Origin of the sequence: Gordonia ajococcus (assembly GCF_012974285.1) — a bacterium.
GTDB classification, from domain to species: Bacteria; Actinomycetota; Actinomycetes; order Mycobacteriales; family Mycobacteriaceae; genus Gordonia; species Gordonia amicalis.
Window position 1 is genome coordinate 3,923,723 of sequence record NZ_CP052884.1, and the last position, 15,371, is coordinate 3,939,093.

General features: G+C 66.6%; 14 protein-coding genes and 1 pseudogene. 9 read left to right on the forward strand and 6 right to left on the reverse strand.

Annotated features, from left to right (window positions below):
- Positions 1-170 precede the first annotated feature (170 nt).
- Genes rplO through rpsH form a run of 6 tightly spaced genes read right to left on the reverse strand, consistent with a single transcriptional unit; the run spans position 171 to position 2,847 of the window.
- Positions 171-611, reverse strand: coding sequence for a 50S ribosomal protein L15 (gene rplO / locus GAA2_RS17945; RefSeq protein WP_004023566.1), 441 nt, complete (start codon positions 609-611; stop codon positions 171-173).
- Between the two features lie 3 nt (positions 612-614).
- On the reverse strand, positions 615-794 hold the full coding sequence (rpmD, locus tag GAA2_RS17950; RefSeq protein ID WP_005197622.1) for a 50S ribosomal protein L30: 180 nt from the start codon (positions 792-794) through the stop codon (positions 615-617).
- A 2-nt stretch (positions 795-796) separates the two neighbouring features.
- Positions 797-1,444, reverse strand: coding sequence for a 30S ribosomal protein S5 (gene rpsE / locus GAA2_RS17955; protein ID WP_006434614.1), 648 nt, complete (start codon positions 1,442-1,444; stop codon positions 797-799).
- A 46-nt stretch (positions 1,445-1,490) separates the two neighbouring features.
- Positions 1,491-1,895 carry a 50S ribosomal protein L18 gene (gene rplR, locus GAA2_RS17960; RefSeq protein WP_024497734.1) on the reverse strand — a complete coding sequence of 135 codons (405 nt, stop codon included), beginning with the start codon at positions 1,893-1,895 and terminating at the stop codon, positions 1,491-1,493.
- Between the two features lie 3 nt (positions 1,896-1,898).
- Complete coding sequence (gene rplF / locus GAA2_RS17965) at positions 1,899-2,435, reverse strand: 50S ribosomal protein L6 (protein WP_006434616.1); 537 nt, start codon at positions 2,433-2,435, stop codon at positions 1,899-1,901.
- A 13-nt stretch (positions 2,436-2,448) separates the two neighbouring features.
- Positions 2,449-2,847, reverse strand: coding sequence for a 30S ribosomal protein S8 (gene rpsH, locus GAA2_RS17970; protein ID WP_005197628.1), 399 nt, complete (start codon positions 2,845-2,847; stop codon positions 2,449-2,451).
- 266 nt (positions 2,848-3,113) lie between these two features.
- Between rpsH and GAA2_RS17975 the strand changes: the two genes are divergently transcribed.
- The 9 genes and pseudogenes from GAA2_RS17975 to GAA2_RS18015 all read left to right on the forward strand — a co-directional run bounded on the left by GAA2_RS17975 (position 3,114) and on the right by GAA2_RS18015 (position 15,359).
- Positions 3,114-4,202, forward strand: a complete 1,089-nt coding sequence (locus GAA2_RS17975; RefSeq protein ID WP_159404905.1) for a PQQ-dependent sugar dehydrogenase — start codon at positions 3,114-3,116, stop codon at positions 4,200-4,202.
- 328 nt (positions 4,203-4,530) lie between these two features.
- On the forward strand, positions 4,531-4,860 hold the full coding sequence (locus tag GAA2_RS17980) for a cupin domain-containing protein (protein ID WP_006360202.1): 330 nt from the start codon (positions 4,531-4,533) through the stop codon (positions 4,858-4,860).
- A 183-nt stretch (positions 4,861-5,043) separates the two neighbouring features.
- Positions 5,044-8,802 (forward strand): nitrate reductase subunit alpha, encoded by a 3,759-nt coding sequence (locus tag GAA2_RS17985; RefSeq protein ID WP_159404906.1) that lies wholly within the window; start codon positions 5,044-5,046, stop codon positions 8,800-8,802.
- Positions 8,802-10,493 (forward strand): nitrate reductase subunit beta, encoded by a 1,692-nt coding sequence (gene narH, locus GAA2_RS17990; RefSeq protein ID WP_024497731.1) that lies wholly within the window; start codon positions 8,802-8,804, stop codon positions 10,491-10,493. The genes GAA2_RS17985 and narH overlap by 1 nt, the downstream gene beginning before the upstream one ends.
- Entirely contained in the window at positions 10,490-11,185 is a 696-nt protein-coding gene (narJ, locus tag GAA2_RS17995; RefSeq protein ID WP_191834494.1) for a nitrate reductase molybdenum cofactor assembly chaperone, read from the forward strand. Before narH ends, narJ begins: the two co-directional genes overlap by 4 nt.
- 3 nt (positions 11,186-11,188) lie before the next feature.
- Positions 11,189-11,938, forward strand: coding sequence for a respiratory nitrate reductase subunit gamma (gene narI, locus GAA2_RS18000; protein ID WP_159404908.1), 750 nt, complete (start codon positions 11,189-11,191; stop codon positions 11,936-11,938).
- The gene (locus tag GAA2_RS18005) at positions 11,935-13,143 is read left to right on the forward strand and encodes an MFS transporter (RefSeq protein WP_024497728.1); all 1,209 of its coding nucleotides are present in this window, start codon (positions 11,935-11,937) and stop codon (positions 13,141-13,143) included. The genes narI and GAA2_RS18005 overlap by 4 nt, the downstream gene beginning before the upstream one ends.
- 92 nt (positions 13,144-13,235) lie before the next feature.
- Positions 13,236-13,834: pseudogene (locus tag GAA2_RS18010) on the forward strand (DUF4262 domain-containing protein).
- Between the two features lie 124 nt (positions 13,835-13,958).
- On the forward strand, positions 13,959-15,359 hold the full coding sequence (locus GAA2_RS18015; protein ID WP_191834495.1) for an O-antigen ligase family protein: 1,401 nt from the start codon (positions 13,959-13,961) through the stop codon (positions 15,357-15,359).
- Positions 15,360-15,371: the final 12 nt, after the last annotated feature.

Consider the following 15,371-nt stretch of genomic DNA (forward strand, 5'->3'; position numbering starts at 1 on the left):
GTGTTCCGGGTCGGTGGCGACCCGATCCCCCGTGTGCTCGGCAGTCGACAATGTTCGGGATGCGGCGATCTGTGCGGATGCGGCAGACAACGTCTGAAACTCTAACAGTGACGCCGAAACGCCCCGGTCGGGCGGCAGCTCTGCTGCCGCCCGACCGCGGGTCTGTTCCGTCAGAGTTCGGTGACGCTGCCTCCGGCAGCGGCGATCTTCTCCTTGGCGGAGGCGGTGAACTTGTCGGCGGTGATGTCGACCTTGACCGACAGGTCGCCGTCGCCGAGCACCTTCACCAACTTGTTCTTGCGCACCGCGCCGGCTGCGACGAGCTCGTCGACGCCGATGGTGCCGCCCTGCGGGAAGAGGCGCGCGATGTCGCCGACGTTGACGACCTGGTACTCGATCCGGTTGCGGTTGGTGAAGCCCTTGAGCTTCGGCAGCCGCATGTGGATCGGCATCTGGCCACCCTCGAAACCGGCCGGCACGTTCTTGCGCGCCTTGGTGCCCTTGGTGCCGCGGCCCGCGGTCTTACCCTTGGATCCCTCACCGCGACCCACGCGGGTCTTGTCGGTCTTCGACCCCGGTGCGGGGCGAAGGTGATGGAGTTTGATGGTCATTGCTTAAACCTCTTCGACTGTCACGAGGTGACGAACCGCGTTGATGAGGCCGCGGTTGATCGGCGTGTCCTCGCGGGTGACGGTCTGGCGGATGCCCTTCAGTCCGAGGGTCCGCAGGCTGTCACGCTGGTTCTTCTTGGTACCGATGGTGCCCTTGACCTGAGTGATCTTCAGCTCTGCCATGATCAGACTCCCTGTCCTGCGCGAGCGCGCAGCATACCGGCCGGAGCGACGTCCTCGATCGGCAGACCGCGGCGGGCCGCGACCTCTTCGGGACGCTGCAGCATCTTGAGAGCGGCGACGGTGGCGTGGACGACGTTGATGGCGTTGTCGGAGCCGAGGCTCTTGGCGAGGACGTCGTGGACGCCCGCGCACTCGAGCACGGCACGCACCGCGCCACCGGCGATCACCCCGGTACCGGGGCTGGCCGGGCGCAGCATGACGACACCGGCAGCGGCCTCACCCTGAACCGGGTGGGTGACGGTGCCACCGATCAGCGGCACGCGGAAGAAGTTCTTGCGAGCCTCTTCGACGCCCTTCTGGATCGCGGCCGGGACTTCCTTGGCCTTGCCGTAGCCGACGCCGACCATGCCCTGGCCGTCGCCGACCACCACGAGAGCGGTGAACGAGAAACGACGTCCACCCTTGACCACCTTCGAGACGCGGTTGATGGTCACCACGCGCTCGAGCTGGTTGCGGTCCTGGTCGCGGCCGCCGCGATCGCGGCGATCTCCGCGGCCACCGCCGCGACGGTCGTTGCCGCCACCTGCGGTGTTCTGGTTGCTGTCGTTACCGGCGGGTCCGTTTCCGCCGTCACGCTGACGTCCGGGCATCAGAGGTTCCCTCCGGTCATGTGGGTGTAGCTGGTGAAGATGGTCATCAGAAGCTCAGGCCTCCCTCACGGGCGGCATCCGCGAGCGCGGCGATACGGCCGTGGTAGTCCTTGCCACCACGGTCGAACACGACGGCGTCGACGCCGGCGGCCTTGGCACGAGCGGCGATGAGCTCGCCGACCTTGCGGGCCTGCGCCGACTTGTCGCCGCCGGCCGCACGCACGTCGGACTCGATCGACGACGCGGCGGCCAGCGTCTTGCCGGCCAGGTCGTCGATGAGCTGCACGTGGATGTGGCGCGAGCTGCGCTTGACGGCGAGACGCGGACGCTCCGGGGTTCCGCTGACCTTCTTGCGGAGACGGAAGTGCCGGTTGGCGGTCGCGGTGCGACGACGCGTCGACACGTCCTTGCCGAGGGGCTTACGGCTGGTCTTGGTAGCTGTGTCACTCATGGCTTACTTACCCGTCTTTCCGACCTTGCGACGGATCTGCTCACCCTCGTAGCGAATGCCCTTGCCCTTGTAGGGGTCCGGACGACGCAGGCGGCGGATGTTCGCCGAGATCTGGCCGACTTTCTGCTTGTCGATACCCGAGACCGAGAACTTGGTCGGGGACTCCACGGCGAAGGTGATGCCTTCGGGGGCCTCGATCGGTACGGGATGGCTGTAACCGAGGGCGAACTCGAGGTCCTTGCCCTTCGCCTGGACGCGGTAGCCGACACCGAAGATCTCCATCTTCGTGGTGTAGCCCTGCGTGACGCCGATGACCAGGTTGTTGATCAGCGAACGGCTCAGGCCGTGCAGCGCGCGGCTGCGACGCTCGTCGTTGGGGCGGGTCACGACGACGGAGTTGTCCTCCTTGGCGACCTCGATGGGCTCGGAGACGGTGAGCGAGAGCTCACCCTTCGGGCCCTTGACGGAGACGCGCTGTCCGTCGACGGTGACGTCGACGCCCGCGGGGATCTCGATGGGGTTCTTACCGATACGCGACATGTCGTTTCCTCCCCTACCAGACGTAGGCGAGGACTTCGCCGCCCACGCCCTGGTTGGCTGCCTGGCGATCGGTGAGCAGACCCGACGACGTGGAGATGATGGCCACGCCGAGGCCGCCCAGCACCTTGGGCAGGTTGGTGGACTTTGCATAAACCCGGAGACCCGGCTTCGAGACGCGGCGCAGACCTGCGATGGAGCGCTCACGGCTGGGGCCGTACTTCAGGGAGACGATGAGGCTCTTGCCGACCTCCGCATCCTCGATGCGGTAGTCGGTGATGTAGCCCTCACGCTTGAGGATCTCGGCGATGTTCACCTTGATCTTCGACGACGGGAGTTTCACCTCGTCGTGGTACGCCGAGTTGGCGTTGCGCAGACGTGTCAAGAAGTCTGCGATCGGGTCAGTCATGGTCATGGGTGACCGTCAACCTTTCTCGTGGCGGTTCCCATACAGCGCCGATGAGAGGGAAATCCCTCTGACCTGCGGTGGGCCTTCCACGAAGTGGATAGTTTCTGAAGGTTCTCGCCGCCGGTGCCCTTGGCTTTTCGCCGGCACCGGAGACTATTCAGTTGTGTCCCGGGCACCTGAGGTGCACAGGCAACCGGTCTAGTGTAGGGAATCTGCTGGCCAGACCCAAATCGGGCCCGGGAGCGCCACCGAGATCGGGCACCATCGAGGGTATGGATCGCCGCCAGCTTCTCACCGCCGGGCTGCTCGGGTTCACCGGCGCCGTACTCACCTCCGGCTGCTCGGGCGCCGACGTCGTCCGCCCCTCACCGTCGCGCGACGGGCAGAGAGACACCGAGGACACGGGGAGGACAGCCGTCGAGGTGATCGCCTCGGGACTGAACGTGCCGTGGGCAATGGGATTCCTCCGCGGCGGCGATGCGTTGGTCACCCAACGCGACGACGCCACGATCGTGCGGGTGTCCGGGTCGGGCGAGGTCCGGACCGTCGGCGAGATCGGCGACGCCGCGCCTCGCGGCGAGGGTGGGCTGCAGGGCATCGCGATCGCCCCGGGCGCCGAGGACGCGGTGTTCGTCTACTACACCACCGACTCCGACAACCGGCTCGTCCGGCTGGACTTCGACGGCCGGCGACTCACCGGTCCGCGCACGCTCCTGCGCGGCCTCGACGCCGCCTACAACCACCACGGCGGTGCGCTCGTCTTCGATGCCGACGGCAGCCTCTTCGTCGCGGTCGGCGATGCAGCCGAACCCGCTGTCGCACAAGACATACGGTCCCTCAACGGCAAGATCCTACGTGTGGACACCGAGGGTCGCCCATGGCCCGGCAACCCGTTCGGCAACGAGGTCTACTCCTACGGCCATCGCAACGTGGAAGGGTTGGCATTCGACGGCGCGGGCCGCCTGTGGGCAACCGAGTTCGGCCAGAACAAGCGCGACGAACTCAACCTCATCCGGCGCGGCGGCAACTATGGCTGGCCCGAGTTCGAAGGCGAATCCGACGATCCTCGGTTCATCGCCCCGAAGGTCACCTGGACCCCGCAGGAGGCCTCGCCGGCCGGCCTCGCGATCGTCGGTGATCGCGCGTACGTCGCCGCGTTGCGCGGCCGGAGGCTGTGGGAGGTGCCCCTCGACGGCGAGTCGACCGGTCAACCGGCGAGTCACCTCACCGACGACTACGGACGGATCCGCGCGGTGGCCGCAGCACCCGACGGTTCGCTCTGGGTGAGCACGAGCAACACCGACGGCCGCGGACAGCCCACCGATGACGACGACCGCATACTGCGCGTGATTGCCGGATGACACGACGCTGTCGACAGCAGATCCGGGTCACCCGACGGCGGCTCTCTCGACTGGGGCTCACTCGATCGGCGCTCTTCGCGTGTCTGACCCGTCGAGCCGACGCGGCCACGATCATCATCCGACCAGCCCCGTGAAGAGACCACCGATTTCCGCAGGCACCATGACGACATCGCGTATTCAGCGCGAGTTCCGCCCAGAGCAGCGCACTATTCACCAGGCCGCACATGTGTAAGCCGGCGAAAGCTCCGGCAGTGTTCCGGTCGGCAACAAATCGGCGTCGATCGGCAGAACCACAACCATCGTGCGCGCCGTATGCCATCGTCGAGCCATGCACTCGACCCGGCTGCCCGAACTCGTCGACGAGCTCCTGACCACCGCACATGGGGCCAGGAGCCGTCGCGCTGCGCACACACTGTACGGCGACTCCTCACGGCACCTGCGACAGACGGTTATCGCGCTGGTCGCCGGAGCCACGTTGTCCGATCACGAAAGCCCCACCGAGGCAACCCTTCACGTCCTCCGGGGCCACGTCTCCCTCAAGACGGGCGAGCACAACTGGGATGGCCGGCAGGGCGACCTCGTCACGATCCCTCCCGAGCGTCACGGACTCACCGCCCGCGAGGATTCCGCGGTGCTGCTGACAGTCGCCACGCACTGACCCACGACGCCGAAGCACGTCAGACCTACGCAATCGATGAGCGCAACCTGCCCTGGGGTCCGCAATTGTTCGAGTGTGCGGATTTGATTTCCCGACACACCATTCTTGAGATTGTCTGTCGCATTCGCGTCGAATCGAGGAAATGGCAGATATCGCCTGACACAGATCCGTATCGTTGCGCGCATGGCCCGGTCCGGCGACACTCAGGGCACTGCAGCCACTGCCCTTCTGAACATCGGCAAGTTCTTCACCCGTTGGGACGAGACCGACGACCGTCGCGCAGTATTCCGTGACGGTGGGCGCGCCGGCGACGTCTTCTATCGAGACCGGTGGAGCCACGACAAGATCGTCCGTTCCACGCACGGGGTGAACTGCACCGGTTCGTGCTCGTGGAAGGTCTACGTCAAGGACGGGATCATCACCTGGGAGACCCAGGAAACCGACTACCCGTCGGTGGGACCCGACCGACCCGAGTACGAGCCACGCGGATGTCCGCGCGGCGCCGCATTCTCCTGGTATACCTACTCCCCCACGCGTGTTCGGCACCCGTACGCGCGAGGTGTTCTCGTCGAGATGTACCGCGAGGCGAGAGCCCGGCTCGGTGACCCCGTCCTCGCCTGGGCCGATGTCGTGTCCGATCCGCTCCGGCGCCGCTCCTACCAGCAGGCCCGGGGCAAAGGCGGCCTGGTGCGGGTGAGCTGGGACGAAGCCACCGAGATGGCGGCCGCGGCACATGTCCACACCATCAAGACCTACGGGCCCGACCGGTGTGCGGGATTCTCACCGATCCCCGCGATGTCGATCGTGAGCCACTGCGTCGGCACGCGCTTCATCCAGCTCATCGGCGGCGTCATGACGTCGTTCTACGACTGGTACGCCGACCTGCCCGTGGCGAGTCCGCAGGTGTTCGGCGACCAGACCGACGTCCCGGAATCGGGGGACTGGTGGGACGCGACCTACCTGATGATGTGGGGATCGAACGTGCCCGTCACCCGTACCCCGGACGCACACTGGATGGCCGAGGTTCGCTATCGCGGCACCAAGGTGGTCGCCGTCAGTCCCGATTACGCCGACAACACCAAGTTCGCCGACGAGTGGCTACCGGCGCAGGCCGGCACCGACGCCGCTCTCGCGATGGCCATGGGCCACGTCATCCTGACCGAGTTCTTCCGCGACCGCACGACCGACTTCTTCGACTCCTACGTCCGCACCTACACCGACCTCCCGTTCCTCATCCGCCTCGACGAGCACGACGACCAGGACACGCTGGTGGCGGCCAAGTTCGTCACCGCCGACGAAGTCGGCTCCAGGCCCACCGCCGACGAAGTCGGCTCCAGCCCCACCGCCGACGAAGTCGGCTCCGGTCACACCGCCGAGGACGTCTGGAAGACCGTGTTCTGGGACGAGGACCGCGACGGTCCCGCGGTGCCGAACGGTTCGGTGGGGTTCCGGTACGCCGAGTCCGGCGTGGGACGGTGGAATCTCGACCTCGAGGGCGTGCGGCCCGCCCTGACTCTCCTGGGTCCCGACGCGGAGCTCGTCTCGGTGTCCTTCCCGGTCTTCGACGCACCGGACGGCAGCGGCTCGGTGGTCCGCCGCGGTGTCCCGGCCCGGCGGATCAACGGCCGCCTCGTCACGACCGTCTTCGACCTGATGCTCGCGCAGTACGGCGTCGCCCGGGACGGGCTTCCCGGCGAGTGGCCCACCGGCTACGACGACGCGACCACGCCATACACCCCGGCGTGGCAGGCCGAGATCACCGGCGTCCCGGCCGAGGCCGCGATCCGCGTCGCCCGCGAATTCGCTGCCAATGCCGAAGAGTCGCAGGGCCGCTCGATGATCATCATGGGCGCCGGAATCTGCCAATGGTTCCACGGCGACGCGACCTACCGCGCGATCCTCTCGCTGCTCATCCTCACCGGCTGTATGGGCCGGAACGGGGGCGGCTGGGCACACTACGTCGGGCAGGAGAAGTGTCGTCCGATCACCGGTTGGGTGTCGCTGGCGAACGCGCTCGACTGGTCGCGTCCGCCTCGGACGATGACCGGGACGTCGTACTGGTACATGCACACCGGGCAGTGGCGCAACGATGGATATTCCACCGCGTCACTCGCCTCGCCGCTGGCGCGCGGCTCGATGAACCACGAGCACACCGCCGACGCGATCGCACAGTCCGCGCGGCTCGGGTGGATGCCCTTCTACCCGCAGTTCTCGGCGAATCCCCTCGACGTCGCCGACGAGGCCACCGCAGCGGTCGACCGTGGAGACGCCGACGACGTGGCCGGTTACGTCGCCGACCGTCTGCACACCGGCGACCTGACACCCGCCATCTCCGATGTCGACGCGCCGGAGAACTGGCCGCGAACTCTCGTCCTGTGGCGGTCGAACCTGCTCGGTTCGTCGGCCAAGGGCAACGAGTACTTCCTGCGGACTCTGCTCGGCACACATCACAACGTGCTGGGGACCGAAGATCCCGAGGCACCGCGTCCGAGCGAGATCCGGTGGCATGACCGGCCTCCCGAGGGGAAACTCGACCTGCTGCTGTCCGCCGACTTCCGCATGACCTCCACGACGCTGTTGTCCGACATCGTGCTGCCTGCGGCGACCTGGTACGAGAAGTACGATCTCTCGTCCACCGACATGCACCCCTTCGTCCACGCGTTCACCCCGGCCATCGCTCCCCCCTGGGAGGCGAAGTCGGACTTCGAGCTGTTCCACCGGCTCGCCCGCAAGTTGTCGGAGCTCGCTCGGACGCACCTCGGGACACGTCACGACCTCGTGAGTGCGCCGATGCAGCACGACACCCCCGGGGAAACCGCCCAACCGCACGGGCGGGTCGTCGACTGGCGCGACACCGGCGTGCGTGGCACACCTGGTCGGAACATGCCGAACTTCAGTGTCGTCGAACGTGATTACACGGCGATCGCCGACAAGCTCGCGACGATCGGACCGCTGGCCGACACTCTGGGCTTCACCGTCAAGAGCGTGACCTACCCTCTCGAGGAACACACGCGGACGCTCGCCGAGTCCAACGGCGTCATGCCGAGCGGTGCCGGCGAAGGCCGCCCGGCGATCGACACCGACGAGAAGCTCGCCGAGGCGATCCTCACGCTGTCCGGCACCACCAACGGCGCACTCGCGGTGGCCGGTTTCGAACAGCTCCAGACCCGCGTGGGTGTGCAACTCGACGACCTCGCACGAGGTTCGGAGGAGAAGCGGATCAGGTTCGCCGACACCCAGAAGGCACCCGTTCCGGTGATCACCTCGCCGGAATGGTCCGGCTCCGAGACCGGCGGTCGGCGGTACGCCCCGTTCACCGTGAACATCGAGCGGCTCAAGCCTTTTCACACACTCACCGGACGCATGCACTTCTACCTCGATCACGACTGGATGATCGACATGGGCGAGTCGCTGCCGATCTACCGACCCCCACTGGACATGCACCGCCTGTTCGGCGAACCGCGACTCGGTCCCGACGGCGCGCGCGAGATCACGGTGCGTTACCTGACGCCGCACAGCAAGTGGTCGATCCACTCCGAGTACCAGGACAACCTGTTCATGCTGTCGCTGTCGCGTGGTGGTCCGGTCGCCTGGCTGAGTCCGCAGGACGCCGCGTCGATCGAGGTGTCCGACAACGACTGGATCGAATGCGTTAACGCCAACGGGGTGTTCGTCTGCCGCGCGATCGTGAGTCACCGGATGCCCGAGGGCGTCTGCTACGTACATCACGCGCAGGAGCGCACCATCGACGTACCCAAGTCGGAGGCGACCGGGCGCCGCGGCGGAATCCACAACTCCCCCACCCGACTTCTCGTCAAACCCACTCACCTCATCGGTGGATACGCCCAGTTGTCCTACGCCTTCAACTATCTCGGCCCCACCGGCAATCAACGCGACATGGTGTCGACGATCCGCAAGCGCAGCCAGGAGGTGACGTACTGATGCGAGTCATGGCCCAGGTCGGGATGGTGATGAATCTCGACAAGTGCATCGGATGCCACACCTGCTCGGTGACCTGCAAGCAGGCCTGGACCAACCGGTCGGGCACCGAGTACGTGTGGTTCAACAACGTCGAAACCCGTCCCGGGCAGGGTTATCCACGGCGTTATGAGGATCAGGACACGTGGCGCGGTGGATGGCGACTCAACCGCAACGGGAAGTTGCGGTTGCGCACCGGGGGACGGCTCCAGAAGCTGTTGACCCTGTTCGCCAGTCCCGTGCAGCCCACGATCAACGACTACTACGAGCCGTGGACCTACGACTACCAGACGCTGATCGATGCCCCGCTCGGTGACGACTTCCCCGTCGCGCGTCCCAAATCCCTGCTCACCGGCGAGGACACCAAGGTGACCTGGTCGGCGAACTGGGACGACAACCTCGGTGGCGCAACAGAACACGTGCCGCACGACCCCATCGTCGAGAAGCTCCGGCGCGACAGCGAGGACGCGGTCAAACTCGGGTTCGAGCAGACCTTCATGTTCTATCTGCCGCGGATCTGCGAGCACTGCCTCAATCCTTCGTGCATGGCGTCGTGCCCGTCCGGCGCGATCTACAAGCGCAGCGAGGACGGGATCGTGCTCGTGGACCAGGACCGGTGCCGCGGCTGGCGTCAGTGCATCACCGGATGTCCGTACAAGAAGATCTATTTCAACCACAAGTCCGGTAAGGCCGAGAAGTGCACCCTGTGCTATCCGCGCATCGAGGTGGGTCAACCCACCGTGTGTTCGGAGACCTGCGTCGGACGCCTGCGCTACCTCGGGATCTTCCTGTACGACGCCGACGCCGTCACCGCGGCCGCGTCCACCCCGGATGAGCAGGATCTTTACGGGGCCCAACTCGATCTGATGCTGGACCCCGACGACCCCGAGGTCCTCGCGGCGGCTCGGGCCGACGGGATCCCCGACGACTGGCTGGCGGCGGCGCGCCGCTCACCGGTGTACGCGCTGGCCAAGAAGTATCGGGTCGCACTTCCGCTGCATCCGGAATACCGCACCATGCCGATGGTCTGGTACGTCCCGCCGCTGTCCCCGATCGTCGACCTGCTGGCCGAGCAAGGACACGACGCGGAGAGCCCGGGAACCCTCTTCGGCGCCATCGAGGCGCTGCGTATCCCGGTCGAGTACCTCGCCGAACTGTTCACCGCCGGTGACACCACGGTGGTCGACGCGGTGTTGCGCCGCCTGGCGGCGATGCGTGCCTACATGCGTGATGTCACGCTCGGCCGGGAACCCGACGGTGCCATCCCCGCGGCGGTGGGGATGACCGAGGAACAGATCTACGAGATGTACCGGCTGATGGCCATCGCGAAATACGATGAGCGGTACGTGATCCCGACCGCACATCTCGAACAGGCCGAGAAACTCGACGAAATGGCCTGTGCGCTCGACTACGACGAGGGTCCGGGCATGTTCGACTCGTCCGCGTTCGGTGAGGCGAGTGGCCGTCCGGCACCGGTCTCGGTGGAGACCTTCCACGCGCTGCGGCAGCGACAGACCACCGACACCGCGGCCGGCTCGCACACGCTGGCCGGACGCACCAACCTGCTGAACTGGGACGGGAACGGTGTTCCCGCGGGGATGTTCCCCGACCGCGCGGAGCACGGGCGAGAGAATGAACGGGGCGATCGCGGATGAGGGCCTTCCCCCGGTTCGACCGCGCCGCGAGAACATCGACCGGAGTCCGGGTGATCCACCAGATCAGCTCCTGGTGCCTCAGCTATCCCGACGACGACGTGCTCTCGCGCATCGACCTCATGCGCGCCGCTCTCGACGAACAGCGCCGGGACGCCGCGGTGCAGTTGCTCGGACGCACCGTCGACCACCTCGCCGGCGAGGACGCGATGACCCTGCGTCGCAACTACATCGATCTGTTCGACCTGTCGAAGCGATCCACGCTGTACCTGTCCTATTGGTCGGACGGCGACACCCGCCGGCGCGGATCCTCGCTCGGCGAGTTCAAACAGGTCTACCGGGACAGCGGATTCCTCGTCGACCTCCACGGCGAGCTACCCGACCATCTGCCGATCGTCCTCGAGTTCAGTGCGCGCGCCGATCCCGGACGAGGCGTCGAACTCCTCGAAAAACACCGCGCGGCACTCGAACTCATCAAGTTCTCGTTGCTGGAGGCGGACTCACCGTACGCCGGCGCGGTGGCCGCGGTGTGTACTACCCTGCCCAGTCCGTCCCCGCCCGACCGCGAGACGGCGATGGCACGATGCCGGCCGGTCCCCACCGAGACCGTGGGACTGGAACCCTACGATCCCCGGCTTCTCCCCATCGATCCGACGTCATCACGACCCCCGATCCCGAACCCGACCGTGAGGTGACGCGTGGACATCTTCCTCTGGGGCGTACTGCCGTACGTGACGCTCGGACTGCTGATCGGCGGCACGATCTGGCGATATCGCTATGACAAATTCGGCTGGACCACGAGATCCTCGGAACTCTACGAGTCCCGCCTGTTACGAGTGGCCTCGCCGCTGTTCCACCACGGGATACTCGTGGTCATCATCGGACATGCGATGGGTCTGCTGATCCCGGAGTCGTGGACCGACGCGGTCGGTGTCAGCGAGACGACCTACCACTGGGGCGCGGCGATCTTCGGGCTGCTGGCCGCGGTCGCGACGCTCGTCGGAGTGGGCATGCTCGTCTACCGCCGCCGCACCGTCGGCCCGGTGTTCATGGCCACCACCCGCAACGACAAGGCGATGTATCTCGTGCTCACCACGGCGTTGATCGCGGGCACCTACATCACGATCATCGGCGCGGCGGACCCGCACGCGCACGGCGTGAACTACCGGGAGACCGTGTCCCCGTGGTTCCGATCGATCTTCGTCCTCCAACCGGACGTCTCGGCGATGGTGCAGGCCCCGTTCCGCTTTCACGTCCACATTCTGATCGGGATGCTCCTGTTCGCGATGGTGCCATTCACCCGGTTGGTACACATCTTCACCGCACCCGTGCACTATCTGTTCCGGCCGTACATCGTCTACCGGAGCCGCGACCGTCGACCGGCACCGGGTAGCCGGCCGTCTCGGCCGGGCTGGGCCCCGGTCGGAGTGAAGGACCGTGATCGATGACCACCGACACCGCAGCCACCCGGGCAACCACCGGGTCGCAGTCGATCAACCTCACGCTCGCGACGCTGGCCTTCACGATCAGCTTCTGGGCATGGAATCTCATCGGCCCCCTCGGAGTGGTGTACACCGATCAGCTGGACCTGTCGGCAAGCCAGAAGTCGATCCTCGTCGCGATCCCCGTTCTCGTGGGGTCGCTGGGCCGGATCCTGACCGGAGCCCTGACCGACCGGTTCGGTGGTCGTCTCATGTTCACGGTGCTTCTGGTCGTCACGATCCCGTTCGTGTTGCTGGTGGCGGCGGCCGGTCGCCTCGCGAGTTACCCGCTGCTGCTCGTCGCCGGGTTCCTCCTCGGCGTCGCCGGTACGACGTTCGCGGTGGGCATTCCCTTCGTGAACGCCTGGTACGACAAGTCACGTCGTGGCTTCGCGACCGGGGTGTTCGGCGCGGGAATGGGCGGCACCGCGCTGTCGGCGTTCTTCACCCCGCGATTCGTGTCGTGGTTCGGATACGTCGCCACCCACGTCGTCATCGCGGTGGCGCTGGCGGCGACCGCGGCGGTCTGCTGGATGTTCATGCGCGACTCACCGCGCTGGGTTCCGTCCCACGACTCCGTGGTGCCGAAGCTCGCCGCCGCCGCCAAGTTACCCATCACCTGGCAACTCGGTTTCCTCTATGCCGCGACGTTCGGCGGTTTCGTCGCGTTCAGCACCTATCTGCCGACCTACCTCAAGGACGTCTACGACTTCGACCTGCAGGCGGCCGGCACCCGAACCGCGGGTTTCGCGATCGCGGCGGTACTCGCCCGACCGCTCGGCGGCATCCTGTCCGACCGGTTCGGACCGCGGATCATCACGGTGATCTCGTGCGGCGGCGCGGTGGTCCTCGCCGCCTGGATGATCACCACACCCCCGGTGGAGATCCCGGCAGGCATCGATTTCGTGCTGATGGCGATCTGCATGGGCCTCGGATCGGGGTCCGTGTTCAGCTGGGTCGCACAGGCCGCGCCGGCCGAACGCGTGGGCTCGGTGACCGGCATCGTCGGAGCCGCGGGCGGGGTCGGCGGCTTCTTCCCGCCACTGGTCATGGGGGCCACCTACGACGCCGCCACCCACAGTTACACCACCGGCCTCGCCCTGCTCGCGGTGTTCGCCGCAGGTGCGATGGTGTTCACGATCTTCGGCATCCGCGGAAGGCCGGCCGACTGAGCCCGCGCCCGACCGGCACTCGGGCTTCGACGAGCAGAGTTGTCGGACCTCCGTGGTGTCATGTCGTCACCCTTCGAACAAAGGAGCGATCCATGTCAGACCACGCTGCCGCGATCCGAGGTCTGCCCCGGTGGCATCCCAATCCCGTCATCCGCTCGACCATCGAGACCATCCGTCGCTGCGGCTGGCAGGTGACCTCCATCGGCGAAGGATCTCCGGAGACGAGCAGCCGCGAGACCGACTGCGGCTTCTCCTACACCGCAGGACTCTCGCTGCACTCGATCCCCGAACTCGCCGTCTACGGCGTCGATCCGGTCACCGCACATCACGTCCTGAACGAGCTCGGCGACCTGCTGCACCGCGAGGACTGGCGCGATCTGGTCGCGACACAGACCGACATCCGTCTGCAGACGGTGCGGTCTCGGTGCGGCTGATCGAACAGGTCGACAAGGACGAACTCATCCTCGCCAACCTGCTGTTCCCCGATTCCCCGACGCTGCAGGTGGTCTGGCCCGACGAGTACGGCCGGTTCCCCTGGGAGGAGGGTTACATCCTGCTGCCGATGCATCAGCCGGTGAAGGGCATCCCGGATCTCTCGGTCCGCTCACGACAAGCCGCACATGTCGTCACCGTCGAGTCCGGTCCCGACCGCACCCGCCCCCGTCGGGGCCGCCGGATCTCGGGTCACTGAGGCCCGCCGCTTGTCCGTGGTGACACGCTCTACGCGGGGTTGCCACGGACAAGCGGGCGCCGAGGTGTCAACATTGTTCACCGGGGGTAACGACCGGCGGGGGCACGAGGAAGGCGGATAGCGCGTGCAGCACCTGCCCGTCGTGCTCGCCGTGCTGTGTGCCGCCGTCTTCGGCGGAGTCGTCATCACTGCCATCTACCAGCGGCCTCAGCGTGGGCTCCTGCTGCTCGCCGCGTTGACCCCGCTCGACGGTCTACTCGACATCGCACCCGTCCCGGGGATCGCGGGGGCCTGGAAGGAAGGCATCCTCGCCGTCACGCTGATCTGCGCAGCGAACCGTCGTCTCCGCCCGTCCACACGAACGGGTCCGCCTCTTCACATGCCGTGGTGGCCCGCGGCGGCCGGCCTGGTGGGCCTCGGACTGATCTCGGCGGCGTGGGTCTACGGGCCCGTCGGGATCTACGGCGTCAAGGTGACCTTCTTCTATCTGTTCGTGGTGCTCGCGCTGTGGCTGACACCGTTCGACGCCCAGGACCGCGATCGCCTGGTGTCGATCATCATGACCCTCGGCGTGATCACCACCCTGGTGGGCATCGGACAGCAGATCGTCGGTCCGGCAAGGCTCGTCGAACTCGGTTACACCTACGGTGAGCAGGTCCGCTCGAGCGGACCGTTGTTCCGCACGTTCTCCACGTTCAACCAGCCCTTCGGGTTCGGACTGTTCGTCACCATGGCCCTGCTGGTCGGCGGGGCGGTGGCGCTGTCCGACACGAGCCGCCGCCGCAATCAGCTGTTCCTCGCGTTCTGGCCGGTCATGGCGATCACGATGGCCACCTCGGTGGTCCGCGCGGCGATCCTCGGTCTCGCCGTCGGCGTGATCTGGCTGGCGGCGTTGCGATTCCGGCGCCTCATCGCGCCGATGCTCGCGATCACCGCGCTCGCCCTGGTGTCCTTGCCGTTCCTGCCGCCCTCGATCACGAAGGTGTTCTTCTCGTCGAGCAGCCTGAGCCAGCGCGGGTCGGGATGGAGCGAGATCTTCGCCAGCATCGGGGTGCACCCGCTCGGTCGCGGTCTCGGTTCCAGCGGGTCGGCGGCAGATGCGATGTCGGCGGCCCGTGGTGAGAACACGCAGACGGTCACCGCCGGCGCGGGTGGAACGGTCCAGGGCATGTCGTCGAACTACCAGCCCGACAACTACTACGTGAAGGTCCTGCTTGAACTCGGACCGATCGGGTTGTGGCTCTTTCTTGCGATGATCGTGACGGCGGTGATCTGGTGCGTGCAGTCCGCACGCCGGCTCCCCGACCCGGACGGGGCCTTCGTCCTGGGTGTCAGTGCCTCGATCATCGCGGCGATGGCGGCCAGCCTGGTGGCCACCTATTTCGAGATCTTTCCGCTCGACTTCTACTTCTGGATGCTGTTGGGAGCTGTGGGATGCGCGACTGCACAACACGAATCACGTACGGTGCGCTTGCACTTCGACCCGGGGGAAGCGGCGTCCAGACCTACATCCGCGAACTACTGAGGGCGCTGCCGG

Bases quoted from the DNA above. Each gene is read 5' to 3' on its own strand.
- rplF (WP_006434616.1), bottom strand. From the start codon at position 2,435: ATGTCGCGTATCGGTAAGAACCCCATCGAGATCCCCGCGGGCGTCGAC.
- GAA2_RS17980 (WP_006360202.1), top strand. From the start codon at position 4,531: ATGCACTCGACCCGGCTGCCCGAACTCGTCGACGAGCTCCTGACCACC.
- rpmD (WP_005197622.1), bottom strand. From the start codon at position 794: ATGGCAGAGCTGAAGATCACTCAGGTCAAGGGCACCATCGGTACCAAG.
- narJ (WP_191834494.1), top strand. From the start codon at position 10,490: ATGAGGGCCTTCCCCCGGTTCGACCGCGCCGCGAGAACATCGACCGGA.
- rpsH (WP_005197628.1), bottom strand. From the start codon at position 2,847: ATGACCATGACTGACCCGATCGCAGACTTCTTGACACGTCTGCGCAAC.
- narH (WP_024497731.1), top strand. From the start codon at position 8,802: ATGCGAGTCATGGCCCAGGTCGGGATGGTGATGAATCTCGACAAGTGC.
- rplR (WP_024497734.1), bottom strand. From the start codon at position 1,895: ATGAGTGACACAGCTACCAAGACCAGCCGTAAGCCCCTCGGCAAGGAC.
- GAA2_RS17975 (WP_159404905.1), top strand. From the start codon at position 3,114: ATGGATCGCCGCCAGCTTCTCACCGCCGGGCTGCTCGGGTTCACCGGC.
- GAA2_RS18005 (WP_024497728.1), top strand. From the start codon at position 11,935: ATGACCACCGACACCGCAGCCACCCGGGCAACCACCGGGTCGCAGTCG.
- rplO (WP_004023566.1), bottom strand. From the start codon at position 611: ATGACCATCAAACTCCATCACCTTCGCCCCGCACCGGGGTCGAAGACC.
- GAA2_RS17985 (WP_159404906.1), top strand. From the start codon at position 5,044: ATGGCCCGGTCCGGCGACACTCAGGGCACTGCAGCCACTGCCCTTCTG.
- rpsE (WP_006434614.1), bottom strand. From the start codon at position 1,444: ATGCCCGGACGTCAGCGTGACGGCGGAAACGGACCCGCCGGTAACGAC.